We start from the raw sequence: 11,870 nt of genomic DNA on the forward strand, positions 1-11,870 counted from the left end.
AGTTATAGAGCTATCTGCAATACGACAAATGCTCAACAGTTTATGGTAAATTTTAAACAGCTTCTTAGGCGGACGGGGCTCCCGCCGATGGCGGGACCGCGAGCGATCAAGAGCACCCTACTAGCAGGATGATTTTTTATAGTACAACAGGTTAAATATTTTTACTACTTTCCGTTTTCGTTTGCTCATCATTTAATCGTCCCCCATATGTCGCCATTACTGCTTTTTTCCTTTGTTATTGCCTATTTTCTCGTTTTGCTGGGTGTAGCCTGGTATACCGGTAAAAACAGCACCAATGAATCTTTTTTCATCGGCAACAAAAGCAGTAACTGGATGCTGGTGGCATTCGGTATGGTAGGTACCTCTTTGAGTGGTGTTACCTTTGTGAGTGTACCCGGCGCCGTGGCCAAAGAATCTTTTGCTTATTTCCAGATCACACTGGGCTATCTGCTCGGTTACCTTGTAATTGCCTATGTGCTGCTGCCTTTATACTATAAGCTCAATCTCACTTCCATCTATAATTACCTGCACAACCGCCTAGGATTTACTTCCTATAAAACCGGTGCAGGCTTTTTTATCTTATCCCGTATTCTCGGTGCCACGGCGCGTTTGTACCTGGTAGTAAATATTCTGCAGGAAGCCATCCTCAATAGTTTTCATGTACCCTTCTGGGCTACTACGCTGATCATTCTCGTGATGATTCTGCTGTACACGTATGAAGGGGGTGTAAAAACCATTGTCTGGACCGATACCCTGCAAACCACCTGCATGTTACTGGGTTTGATCATCTGTGTGGTATACATTCTCAGCAATATGAACATGGGCTTTACAGAAAGCCTGCAGGCCATGGGCGAAAAAGGGTATTCCAAGATCTTTTTTACAGACCCTAACAGCAAACTCTTTTTTGTGAAACAGATCCTGGCGGGTGCGTTCATTACGGTTACCATGACGGGCATGGACCAGGAAATGATGCAGAAAAATATCTCTGTAAAAACACTGAAAGATTCGCAGAAGAATGTGATCTCTATGTCGATCGTTTTGATGATCGTGATCCTGATCTTCCTCTTCCTCGGTGGTTTATTATACCTCTACGCAACGCAGCTGAACCTGGATGTAACCGGCGATAAATTATTCCCTGCCATTGCGCTGCAGCATATGCCGCCTTTTGTGTCGGTGATCTTTATCATTGCCCTGATCTCGGCCCTGTTCCCCAGTGCCGACGGTGCCATTACCGCACTTACTTCTACTTTTTGTATCGATATCATTGGTATGCAAAGAAGAAATGACCTCACAGATGCGCAGAAGAAAAAAATGCGCCAGCGGGTACACCTTTCATTTGCCGCCATCTTCCTGTTATTTGTGATGATGTTCAAATGGATCAATGATTCCAGCATGATCGGTGTGATCCTGAAAGTGGCCACTTTTACCTATGGACCCCTACTCGGCCTCTTCACTTTCGGTATCCTGCTGAAAAGAAAAGTGAATGATAAACTGGTGCCCTTTGTCTGTATCGCCTCCCCCATCATCTGTTTTTTCCTGGACCGTTTCCAGAAACAGATCTTCGGTTCCTTCGAACTGGGATTGGAACTGCTGATCATCAACGGCCTTATCACTTTCACCGGCCTCTGGCTGATCTCAAAACCTGCGGAGGAATCCCTATAGGCGTAGAACCTGATTAATGATAGAATGATAGCATGATAGAATGAGTGAATAAAAAACCATTCTATCATTCTATCATTCTATCATTCTATCATTCTATCATTCTATCATTCTGTATATTTGCCCATGCAACTCATCCTCCCCCAGGCAGAAGCTTATGCGGCAAAATATACTTCCCCGGAAGATGCCCTGTTGCAGGAGGTGAACCAGCGCACTTTGGCCGAGCATCCCCTCTCGCATATGCTGAGCGGACATGTACAGGGCAGGTTTTTGTCGATGATCAGTTCGCTTATGCAGCCCAGGTATATACTGGAAATCGGCACATTTACGGGCTATAGTGCCCTTTGCCTTGCTGAAGGCCTGGCAGCTAATGGCGAATTACACACGATTGAATTGAGGGAGGCCGATGCTGCTACAGCCAGGGTAAATTTTAGCAAATCGGAAAAGAATAAGCAGATACATTTGCACATTGGCAATGCCAGCGATATCATACCCAATTTGGCGCATTCCTGGGACCTTGTTTTCCTGGATGCGGATAAAACCGGTTATATCGGATACTATGAGCTGCTGGTACCCCGGTTACAGCCCGGAGCCTTGATCATTGCCGATAATGTATTGTTTCATGGCGAAGTATTGCAGGAACCACTCAGTGGTAAGAATGCCAAAGCCATTGATGCATTTAATGAACATGTAAACAAAGACCCCCGCACAGAACAGGTGCTGTTAACGATCCGGGACGGGGTGTTGCTGATCAAAAAGAAATAGCATGAAAAAACTGATCCTCTTCTTTTGTATCCTGACCGCTTTTACGGCCCGGGCACAGAAAGAAAAAGTGACCGCCTATGTAAACGCTTACAAAGATCTGGCCATCGAAGAGATGATCCGTACCGGTGTGCCTGCGGCCATTACACTGGCACAGGGAATACTGGAATCGCAATCCGGCGAAAGTGCACTGGTAAAAACTTCTAATAACCATTTCGGCATCAAATGCAAAACAGAATGGACCGGCGCCAAAACCTACCATGATGATGACGCTAAGGGAGAATGTTTCAGGGTGTATAACAGCTCCGCAGAATCTTATCGCGATCATTCTGATTTTCTTAAAACACGTCCGCATTATGCTTTTCTTTTTACACTGGATCCTACCGATTATGAAGGCTGGGCCTATGGATTGAAAAAAGCGGGTTATGCTACCAGTCTCACTTATCCGCAACGCCTGCTGAAGCTGATCAACGAACATAACCTGCAGCAGTTTACACTGGCTGCCCTCTCACGCAGAACCACCCCTGCCGCTGAGGTAAAAGAGAATACCGCTGTTACACCTGCCGCTGAACCTGTACAGATAGTAACTGAAAAAACGACTTCTCTTCAGTCAACACAGACAGAAGCACCTGCTGAGAACACAAAACCGGTTACCGCAGATAACAAAACCGAAAACACAGCAGCACCTGTTGCTACTGTAAAAGCCATCAGTTATCCCACCGGCATTTTTACCATCAACAATACCAAAGTGATGTACGCTGCAGAAGGAACTTCCCTTTTGTCGCTCGCCAATCAATTCGATATCCCTTTAAGCAAACTGCTCGAATTCAATGATCTTCCGGCAATGGATGTACTCGATACCAACCGTTTATTATTCATCGAAAGAAAACCCAAAAGAGGGGCCGTAGATTTTCATGTGGTGGCCGATGGCGAAACCCTGCACAGCATCAGCCAGCTGGAAGCCATCCGGCTGGATAGTTTGCTAGAATATAACCACCTTGCCCGCACAGCTGTAGTAACTGCCGGCGACAGGATCTATCTTCGTCCCGTAACTGCCGGTTCAACACCTACACCCCGTACTCCTAAATAAAGATCATATTTTCATGACTCTATAAAACCGCTGTATGTCAGTAATTACCGTTCACGATAAAACATTTGTTCCCTATTTACCGGAAACCCTGATCCTGGAAAAAGTGAAGGAACTGGCGGCCGAGCTGGACAAAGATTATGCGGGTAAGAAACCTCTCTTCATTGCCATCCTGAACGGTTCCTTTATGTTCACGGCCGATCTCTTCAAATACCTCACTATTGAAGCAGAGATCTGTTTTATCAAACTCGCTTCTTACAAAGGCACCAAATCTACCGGGCAGGTGGTTACTGCTATCGGGCTGGATACCGATATCAACGATCGGCATGTAGTGATACTGGAAGACATTATTGATACCGGTAAAACCATGAACGAGTTCCTGCCGCAACTTCGCAACCAGCAACCTGCTTCGCTGAAAGTAGCTGTATTGCTGCACAAGCCGGATGCCACTGTTTTTCCGGTAAATATTGATTATTGCTGTTTCACGATCCCGAATAAATTCGTGCTGGGCTATGGACTGGACTATGATGGCCTGGGCCGCAATATCCGCGAACTGTACCAGTTAAGCGAACAAGCTTAAAATTCTGCCAAACTTTTTCCCGGTTGCTGTTTTGCCGTTATTCTTCCCTATTTTGATAGAAATCCCTGTTGACAAATGAAGAAAGTCAGGTGGGTCTGCTATTGTTTGCTTGCTTTTGCCACTGCACAGGCACAGTATTACCTGCGCGGTGAGGTAAAAAATGAACGGGGCCAGTGGCTGCAGGGTGCTAAGATCAATCTCTCTTCCAAAGGCAGTTTTCCTTATTACAGTGGCAGCAGCGGCACGTTTGGTATCTCCGTTTCCAAAATAACAGATACGATCCGCATCAGCAGAGATGGATACGAAGACCTGACAGTGGTAATTGATACGCGTAAGTTTCAATCACTGCTCATGAAGATGCTGCCCACTACGGCACATTTATACAATAGAAAGCTGGCATCCTTAACCACCAATCTCCGAAGGCAAAAAAACAATTCCTTTTCTGTGCTGGGCGAGAGTTACAGTAACCTGGTAGAGAATGATTTTATTGAAGCGGATACATATCCCGAAACAGGGTTTGCGCTGAATATCAACAAAGCTTCCTACAGTAATATCCGGCGTTTCCTAAGCAATGAAATGATGGTGCCGATTGATGCGGTGCGCATTGAAGAAATGCTGAACTATTTTGATTTTACACAGGCCGCTGCTCCCCAACAGCAGGGGTATTTCAACTGCCGGAGCCAGTTAACCAGTTGTCCGTGGGAAGAAAAAAACCAGCTGCTTTTTCTGCATGTTACCGCTCCCAAACTGGCACTCGACAGTATCCCGCCTTCCAACCTGGTTTTTCTGATCGACATCTCCGGTTCGATGGATAAACCCAACCGGTTGCCGCTCTTACAAGCTGCCTTCAGTTTACTCACAGATAATCTCCGCGAAAAAGATACCATCACCATTGTTACGTACGGTGGAGGTGTAGGCGTTGCCCTGCCTCCCACCAGCGGCGTGCAGAAGAAAAAGATCAGAGAAGCCATTGATTCGCTGGTAGCCAGTGGTGATACGCCGGGCGAAGGAGCCATCCGCATTGCCTATGAACTGGCTAAAAGAAGTTTTATTAAAAAGGGAAATAACCGCGTGATACTGGCTACTGATGGTGATTTTAATATTGGCCAGTCCTCTGAAGCAGCACTGGAAGACATGATCACCGAGTACAAACAAACCGGCATTTATTTAACCTGTCTCGGTGTGGGCATGGGTAATTACAAAGACAGCAAACTGGAAGCCCTGGCCAAAAAAGGGAATGGCAATTTTGCCTATCTCGATAACCTGCAGGAAGCACAAAAGACCCTCGTAACAGAATTTACACAAACCCTGTATGCAGTTGCCAATAATGCTTTTCTCAAGATCAGCTTCCAACCCAATACCATCAAAGAATACAGGCTGATCGGGTTTGATAATAAACTGAATGCTGCCGAAGACAGTACCAGCGAACTGGAAGGTGGCGAAATAGGCAGCGGTCATTCGCTGATGGCTATGTTTGAGATCATTCCCGGCAAACAGGGATCCGGATCACAGCTGTTGGCCAATGCCTATATCCAGTATCGTTTACCCGGCAGCGATAGTTCCCGTAAACAAAATTTCCCTGTACTGCAACAGGTGCAGCCCATCGCTACAACAGATTCTGCTTATCGTTTTGCAGCTGCGGTAGCCATGTTTGGGTCCATCCTCAAAAAATCAATCCATACAAGAAACTATTTGCCGGAAGATGTATGGACATTGGCACAGTCTGCGGTGAATCTTCAACATCCACAACAGGTAGAATTACTGACGCTGATAGAGAAAGCCATTAAAATATACCAGCCTGGCAAACGAAAGAAAAATGAGAAATAATTGTTGCTAATGCACCAGGCATACTCATCAAAGAAAAAAGAGCAGTTGTTATGCTCCTTTTTCTTTTAATCGTTTTAGCTGAATGCTTCCCGAACCCTGTCGAAGAAACTCTTATCTCCTTTACTGGGGTGCGGTTTAAAATTATCGCTCTTACTCATTTTTTCGAGGGCTTCTTTTTCATCCGCGGTTACATGTTGAGGTGTCCACACATTTACCTGGATCAGTTGGTCGCCCTTGGCGTAACCCTGCACTTCCGGAAATCCTTTTCCTTTCAGGCGGAAGATCTTACCACTCTGTGTTCCTGCCGGAATTTTGATCTTGGCACGGCCATCAATGGTAGGTACTTCTACCTGTGTACCAAATACCGCATCGGGTATGGAGATGTGCAGATCATATGCCACATTCAATCCATCCCTGTGTAATTCTGCATGTGCTTCTTCTTCTATCTGTATGATCAGGTCGCCCGGAGCACCGCCTCTTTCGCCTGCATTTCCCTTGCCACTCATGCTTAACTGCATACCTTCCTGCACACCGGCCGGGATATCAATGCTGATGGTCTCTTCGCCATACACCCTGCCCTCTCCTTTACAGGATCCGCATTTGGCCGTTACGGTAGTGCCTTCGCCATTACAGGTGGGGCAGGTACTTACAGTTTGCATCTGGCCCAGGAAGGTGCTGGTTACTTTTCTTACCTGTCCGCTACCGTTACAGGTACCACAGGTCTGCACACTATTTTTGTCTTTGGCGCCACTGCCACCACAGGTAGAACAAGACACATGTTTTTTCACTTTCACGCTCTTGGTTACCCCTTTGGCTATTTCTTCAAATGTTAGTTTGAGTTTGATGCGGAGATTACTTCCGCGCTGACCACGGGCTGCACGGCCACCGCCGCCCCTGCGTCCACCACCTCCGCCTCCGAAGAAGCTGCCAAACATATCTTCTCCGAAAATATCTCCGAACTGGCTGAAGATATCATCCATATTACCACTGTACGCACCACCGCCACCATTGGTACCCGGACCAAATGCCTGGTGTCCGTACCGGTCGTACTTGGCTTTTTTATCCTCGTTACTCAGAATTTCGTAAGCTTCGGCCGCTTCCTTGAATTTTTCTTCCGCTGCTTTATCGCCGGGATTACGGTCGGGGTGATACTGCATCGCCACTTTCCGATAAGCTTTTTTGATCTCATCGGCGGTAGCCGTTTTGCTGACACCCAGTATTTCGTAAAAATCTCTTTTTGTAGCCATCTGCTTCTAACTTTTAACTGCGAGCAAACAATTTAACCAGAACCCAGCTCGCAGCTAAAGGTTCCTGGCTCGCAGCATTTATTTTCCTACCACCACCTTGGCAAAGCGGATCAGTTTATCGTTGAGATAGTATCCTTTCACCACTTCATCCATCACTTTGCCCTGCAGTTCGCTGGACGGTGCGGGAATCTCGGTAATGGCTTCATGTTTCTCTACATCAAAATCTGTATGGATGCTCTCCATCACTTTCACACCCTTACCCTGCAGGGTGCTGCGCAGTTTATTAAACACCAGTTGGATGCCTTCTTTCTGAAGGGCAATATCATCTGAGTTCTGTAACTGCTTTTCGGCACGGTCACAATCATCCAGTACATCCAGCAGCGAAACAATCACTTCTTTTCCGGCAGTTTGCATCAGCTCCAGCCTCTCTTTGGCGGTTCTGCGGCGGAAATTGTCGAATTCGGCCATCAGACGCAGGTATTTATCCTTTTGTTCCTGTAATTCTGCCTCCAGTTTCTCCAGAACGTTTTCCTCCGCTACCGGCTCATTCAGGTGCGAGGTACCGGCTGCATTTTCGTCAGTATTTATTTCCATTTCACTCATGATGTCGTTTGTTTCGTTGTTTTGGGTCTTTTCTTGCGCTTCCATAGTAAATATTCGTTGTGCAGCAATACTGTCAAAAATATTGCCGGGGCAAAGAAAAGGGAAAAAATGGCAGAAGAAGAGGCAAGTTTGGAGTTTGGAGTTTGAGGTTTGGAGTTATTTGGCGGTTTTGGAACAAACCCCAAACCCCAAACTCCAAACCTCAAACTCCAAACTCCAAACCCCAAACCCCAAACCCTTTACCTTTGGCAAATGACAAAAGTATACCTCCGCAAAAAAATCGCCCCCCGGATAGCCAATGGCCACCCCTGGATCTATGGAAATGAAGTGGAAAGAATCGACGGCGAAGTGGCTGGGGGAGATATCGTGGATGTGTATTATGGGGATGGCAAACCCTGCGGAAGGGGGTATATCAACCCAAAATCCCAGATCCTGGTACGTTTACTGACCCGGAAAGGTGAGACCATTGATGACCAGTTCTTCCATAACAGACTGCTGCAGGCATGGGAATACCGGAGAAAGATCGGGTATACCGAGAACTGCCGGCTGGTTTTTGGGGAGGCGGATGGATTGCCGGCCCTGATCATTGATAAATTCAACGACTACTTTGTGATCCAGACCCTTTCCCTCGGTATTGATACCTGGAAACCGGCCATCGTGAAAGCGTTACAAAACATCTTTTCACCCAAAGGCATTTATGAACGAAACGATGTGCCCGTTCGGGAGCTGGAGGGTTTACCCCAGCAGAAAGGATTTCTGACGGCGCCTTTTGATACCAATATTCTCATCCGTGAGAATGGATTACAATTTCTGGTGGATGTGGAGAATGGTCAGAAAACCGGTTATTTTCTCGACCAGCAGGATAACCGCAGGGCCATACAACATATTGTAAAAGGAGCTGAAGTGCTCGGTGTTTTTACCTATACAGGCACTTTCGAAATTCATGCGGCGCAATACGGGGCCAAATCTGTGCTGGGACTTGATATTTCTGAAACAGCCGTAACACAGGCCAATAAAAATGCGGCACTGAACGGACTGGACAGTATCTGTCAATTTGAAGCGGTTAACGCTTTTGATGTATTGAAGCAATGGGGCAAAGATGGCCGCCAGTATGATGTGGTGATGCTCGATCCACCAGCATTTACCAAGAGCCGGGAGAATATCCAGAAAGCATTAACCGGTTACAAAGAAATCAATCTCCGTGGCATGAAACTGGTTCGTAACGGAGGTTTCCTTGTTACTTCCAGCTGCACCAATCTGGTATCGCCCGAACAGTTCCTGCAAACCATCGACCAGGCCGCCAAAGATGCCCGTAAGAAAATACGCCAGGTAACTTTTCAGGCACAGGCCAGTGACCATCCGATTATTTGGGGTATGGAGAATACAAACTACCTGAAGTTTTTGATCGTGGAAGTAACGGATAGATGAAGCAATGAGTGAATGAGTGATTGAGTGAATGAGTGAATGGATTTTTAAAGCGAATTACGGATGGGAAGAAACAGAGAGGTTTACAGAAAATAAATCCGCGAATCCGAAATCCGCAAATCTTTTATTTGTTTACCTGGAATTTGCCTGACTCAACAATTCTCCCACTCTGGTCACGTAGTTGATAAATGTAGAGGCCGCGGAAATAATTGTCGTCGAGGTTGATGGTGATCTTGGCATCGGTGATGCGGAACTCATTCATCTTACGGCCAATGAAATTATAGACCTGCAGGGTGTAGGATTTGTCGACCGTTTTCTCAAAAGTGAAATTGATAAAACTGGTGGCAGGGTTGGGATAAAAATGCGCCATTTTGGGAGTAGAGCCATCGGTGAAGTCCCAATACACTTTTTCCTCACCAGCATAACTGCTGCTGAAAAGTGAAAAGACCACCAAACCCACTAAGTAGAATTTGCGCATACATTACAAATTACCCAAATCTCTCCGGTTTTAACAAGGGTTTGGGAGTAATTTTAACAAAAATGCCCTCTTGCGGAGGGCAAAAAGGCATTTTTTCAGGTTATTTTAATTCAATCCGGCCAATGTTTGCTGGATCGCGGCAAAATCGGGCAGATCGCCGGGGGTTGGACAAACTTCTGCATAACGTACAACACCTTCTTTATCAATTACAAAAGCGGCACGTTTGCTTACACCCTGCATCTCAAAAGCGGGGAAGGTATCGTACAATACGCCAAAAGCTTTGGCGGCCTCTTTGTTAAAATCGCTCAGCAACGGAAAGTTCAGGTTCTGCTCTGCCTTGAATTTTCCCAGTGAAAACAAAGAATCTACAGACACACCAAATACTTTGGCATTGGTATTATTGTAGGTAGCGATATTATCTCTCACATTACACAGTTCAGCGGTACATACGCCGGTAAATGCCAATGGAAAAAACAGTACAACTACATTACTTCCTTTCTGGTCGGCGAGACTTACTTTGTTTTTGTCGGTATCAAATAAAGCAAATTCAGGGGCTTGTTGTCCGGTCTGGATACTCATGGTTTTATTTTTTATGTTTGAATAGATAGTAGCATTAATACAAGCGGGAATCCGGATTGTTTAATCTCCGGCGCAAAGAAACGGATATTTATGGCATCTGTCCAGCCATTTCTTTAGCTGGGTAAGGGAAGAGAAAAGTTATCAGGTATGCATCTCGGGTACAAAATCCGGCACCACCAGTTTTCCGAGGGTTTTGGAAACGATCTCATCTACCGATACCCCCGGTGCACGTTCCCGTAACAGGAAGCCCTCCGGTGTGATATCCAATACTGCCAGTTCGGTAACAATTTTTTTAACACAGGCCATGCCCGTTAAAGGCAAACTGCAGGCAGGTAAGAGTTTACTCTCCCCTTTCGGGTTGGTATGCATCATGGCTACGATGATATTTTTGGCGCTGGCCACCAGATCCATGGCACCGCCCATACCCTTTACCATCTTTCCCGGAATTTTCCAGTTGGCTATATCGCCCTTCTCACTTACTTCCATCGCCCCCAAAACGGTCAGGTCTATTTTACCGGCACGGATCATCCCGAAACTTTCTGCACTATCGAAGAAAGCACCACCGGGTATCAGGGTTACCGTTTCTTTTCCTGCATTAATCAGGTCTGCATCCACTTCGGCTTCCACCGGGTAAGGGCCCATACCCAATATCCCATTCTCACTCTGAAACACCACACGCATCCCTTCCGGAATATAATTGGCCACCAGGGTAGGAATACCGATACCCAGGTTCACATACATACCATCTTTTAATTCCTGCGCAATGCGTTTGGCGATGCCGAATTTGTCTAAAGACATGATAATTAAAAATTAGCAATTAAGAATTAACAATTGGATTAGAGGAATTGTACCGATAGCACTAAAAATTTTTAATTTTTAATTGCTAATTTTTAATTCCCTTCTAACCTTACTGTCTTTCGCTCTATCCTTTTCTCATACCCGCTTCCCTGAAAGATACGGTGTACATATACGCCTGCTACATGCACATCATCCGGGTCTATTTCGCCGGGTTGTACCAGGTGTTCTACTTCGGCAATGGTAATGTTTCCGGCCTTGGCCATTGAGGTAGAGAAATTGCGGGTGGTTTTACGGAATACCAGGTTACCCATGGTATCGCCTTTCCAGGCTTTTACGAGCGAGAACTGTGCGTGCAGGGCATGTTCCATCAGGTACATCTTCCCGCCGAACTCGCGTACCTCTTTTCCTGCAGCAATTTCGGTTCCATAACCTGCCGGTGTAAAAAATGCGGGGATACCCATGCCGGCCATCTGTATGCGGGTGGCAAGTGTGCCCTGGGGAATCAGGTCTACTTCCAGTTCGCCGCTTAATAACTGGCGTTCAAACTCGGCATTCTCTCCTACATAACTGGCCATCATTTTTTTGATCTGGCGGGTCTCTAATAAGAGTCCCAGTCCAAACCCGTCTACCCCTGCATTATTGGAGATACAGGTAAGGTTGTTGATCCTTTTTTTGACAAGGGCGGCTATAGCATTTTCGGGAATTCCATTCAACCCGAATCCGCCCAGCATTAAAGTGGCTCCATCGGGTATATCGTAAATGGCCGCATCGGCATTGGCAAATACTTTATTCATGTGGCAATCGTTACAGGGATAAAGGTAGAGA

At 46.2% G+C, this 11,870-nt stretch carries 12 protein-coding genes; 6 read left to right on the forward strand and 6 right to left on the reverse strand.

Annotated elements, in window-relative coordinates; genetic code table 11:
- Positions 1 to 207: 207 nt before the first annotated feature.
- The 5 genes from AC1RNB_RS16550 to AC1RNB_RS16570 all read left to right on the forward strand — a co-directional run bounded on the left by AC1RNB_RS16550 (position 208) and on the right by AC1RNB_RS16570 (position 5,915).
- The gene (locus tag AC1RNB_RS16550; protein ID WP_493084632.1) at positions 208 to 1,662 is read left to right on the forward strand and encodes a sodium:solute symporter; all 1,455 of its coding nucleotides are present in this window, start codon (positions 208 to 210) and stop codon (positions 1,660 to 1,662) included.
- A 123-nt stretch (positions 1,663 to 1,785) separates the two neighbouring features.
- On the forward strand, positions 1,786 to 2,424 hold the full coding sequence (locus AC1RNB_RS16555; protein ID WP_493084634.1) for an O-methyltransferase: 639 nt from the start codon (positions 1,786 to 1,788) through the stop codon (positions 2,422 to 2,424).
- Position 2,425: 1 nt separating this feature from the next.
- A complete protein-coding gene (locus tag AC1RNB_RS16560) occupies positions 2,426 to 3,511 on the forward strand; it encodes a glucosaminidase domain-containing protein (protein WP_493084636.1) in 1,086 nt (361 codons plus the stop codon).
- 34 nt (positions 3,512 to 3,545) lie between these two features.
- Positions 3,546 to 4,088 (forward strand): hypoxanthine phosphoribosyltransferase, encoded by a 543-nt coding sequence (gene hpt, locus AC1RNB_RS16565; RefSeq protein WP_493084638.1) that lies wholly within the window; start codon positions 3,546 to 3,548, stop codon positions 4,086 to 4,088.
- Between the two features lie 75 nt (positions 4,089 to 4,163).
- Positions 4,164 to 5,915: a vWA domain-containing protein gene (locus AC1RNB_RS16570; RefSeq protein WP_493084639.1), complete on the forward strand. Its 1,752-nt coding sequence runs from the start codon at positions 4,164 to 4,166 to the stop codon at positions 5,913 to 5,915.
- Positions 5,916 to 5,989: 74 nt separating this feature from the next.
- On the opposite strand, the gene dnaJ is transcribed toward AC1RNB_RS16570, so the two are convergent.
- Together dnaJ and AC1RNB_RS16580 are read right to left on the reverse strand one after the other, a co-directional pair.
- On the reverse strand, positions 5,990 to 7,162 hold the full coding sequence (gene dnaJ / locus AC1RNB_RS16575) for a molecular chaperone DnaJ (RefSeq protein WP_493084641.1): 1,173 nt from the start codon (positions 7,160 to 7,162) through the stop codon (positions 5,990 to 5,992).
- A 78-nt stretch (positions 7,163 to 7,240) separates the two neighbouring features.
- Complete coding sequence (locus AC1RNB_RS16580) at positions 7,241 to 7,810, reverse strand: nucleotide exchange factor GrpE (RefSeq protein ID WP_493084643.1); 570 nt, start codon at positions 7,808 to 7,810, stop codon at positions 7,241 to 7,243.
- Between the two features lie 207 nt (positions 7,811 to 8,017).
- Here AC1RNB_RS16580 and AC1RNB_RS16585 point away from each other — a divergent pair, with 207 nt between their 5' ends.
- Positions 8,018 to 9,193, forward strand: coding sequence for a class I SAM-dependent rRNA methyltransferase (locus AC1RNB_RS16585; protein WP_493084645.1), 1,176 nt, complete (start codon positions 8,018 to 8,020; stop codon positions 9,191 to 9,193).
- A 121-nt stretch (positions 9,194 to 9,314) separates the two neighbouring features.
- On the opposite strand, the gene AC1RNB_RS16590 is transcribed toward AC1RNB_RS16585, so the two are convergent.
- The 4 genes from AC1RNB_RS16590 to AC1RNB_RS16605 all read right to left on the reverse strand — a co-directional run bounded on the left by AC1RNB_RS16590 (position 9,315) and on the right by AC1RNB_RS16605 (position 11,839).
- On the reverse strand, positions 9,315 to 9,668 hold the full coding sequence (locus tag AC1RNB_RS16590; RefSeq protein WP_493084646.1) for a T9SS type A sorting domain-containing protein: 354 nt from the start codon (positions 9,666 to 9,668) through the stop codon (positions 9,315 to 9,317).
- A gap of 105 nt (positions 9,669 to 9,773) precedes the next feature.
- Positions 9,774 to 10,247 (reverse strand): redoxin domain-containing protein, encoded by a 474-nt coding sequence (locus tag AC1RNB_RS16595; protein ID WP_493084648.1) that lies wholly within the window; start codon positions 10,245 to 10,247, stop codon positions 9,774 to 9,776.
- Between the two features lie 141 nt (positions 10,248 to 10,388).
- Complete coding sequence (locus AC1RNB_RS16600; protein WP_493084650.1) at positions 10,389 to 11,045, reverse strand: 3-oxoacid CoA-transferase subunit B; 657 nt, start codon at positions 11,043 to 11,045, stop codon at positions 10,389 to 10,391.
- 92 nt (positions 11,046 to 11,137) lie between these two features.
- A complete protein-coding gene (locus AC1RNB_RS16605) occupies positions 11,138 to 11,839 on the reverse strand; it encodes a CoA transferase subunit A (RefSeq protein ID WP_493084652.1) in 702 nt (233 codons plus the stop codon).
- Positions 11,840 to 11,870 lie beyond the last annotated feature (31 nt).

Source organism: Sediminibacterium sp. GW821-FHT12F12 (genome assembly GCF_058806635.1).

Bases quoted from the DNA above. Each gene is read 5' to 3' on its own strand.
- AC1RNB_RS16580 (WP_493084643.1), bottom strand. From the start codon at position 7,810: ATGGAAGCGCAAGAAAAGACCCAAAACAACGAAACAAACGACATCATG.
- AC1RNB_RS16550 (WP_493084632.1), top strand. From the start codon at position 208: ATGTCGCCATTACTGCTTTTTTCCTTTGTTATTGCCTATTTTCTCGTT.
- AC1RNB_RS16600 (WP_493084650.1), bottom strand. From the start codon at position 11,045: ATGTCTTTAGACAAATTCGGCATCGCCAAACGCATTGCGCAGGAATTA.
- dnaJ (WP_493084641.1), bottom strand. From the start codon at position 7,162: ATGGCTACAAAAAGAGATTTTTACGAAATACTGGGTGTCAGCAAAACG.
- AC1RNB_RS16570 (WP_493084639.1), top strand. From the start codon at position 4,164: ATGAAGAAAGTCAGGTGGGTCTGCTATTGTTTGCTTGCTTTTGCCACT.
- AC1RNB_RS16555 (WP_493084634.1), top strand. From the start codon at position 1,786: ATGCAACTCATCCTCCCCCAGGCAGAAGCTTATGCGGCAAAATATACT.
- AC1RNB_RS16595 (WP_493084648.1), bottom strand. From the start codon at position 10,247: ATGAGTATCCAGACCGGACAACAAGCCCCTGAATTTGCTTTATTTGAT.
- AC1RNB_RS16560 (WP_493084636.1), top strand. From the start codon at position 2,426: ATGAAAAAACTGATCCTCTTCTTTTGTATCCTGACCGCTTTTACGGCC.
- AC1RNB_RS16590 (WP_493084646.1), bottom strand. From the start codon at position 9,668: ATGCGCAAATTCTACTTAGTGGGTTTGGTGGTCTTTTCACTTTTCAGC.
- AC1RNB_RS16585 (WP_493084645.1), top strand. From the start codon at position 8,018: ATGACAAAAGTATACCTCCGCAAAAAAATCGCCCCCCGGATAGCCAAT.
- AC1RNB_RS16605 (WP_493084652.1), bottom strand. From the start codon at position 11,839: ATGAATAAAGTATTTGCCAATGCCGATGCGGCCATTTACGATATACCC.
- hpt (WP_493084638.1), top strand. From the start codon at position 3,546: ATGTCAGTAATTACCGTTCACGATAAAACATTTGTTCCCTATTTACCG.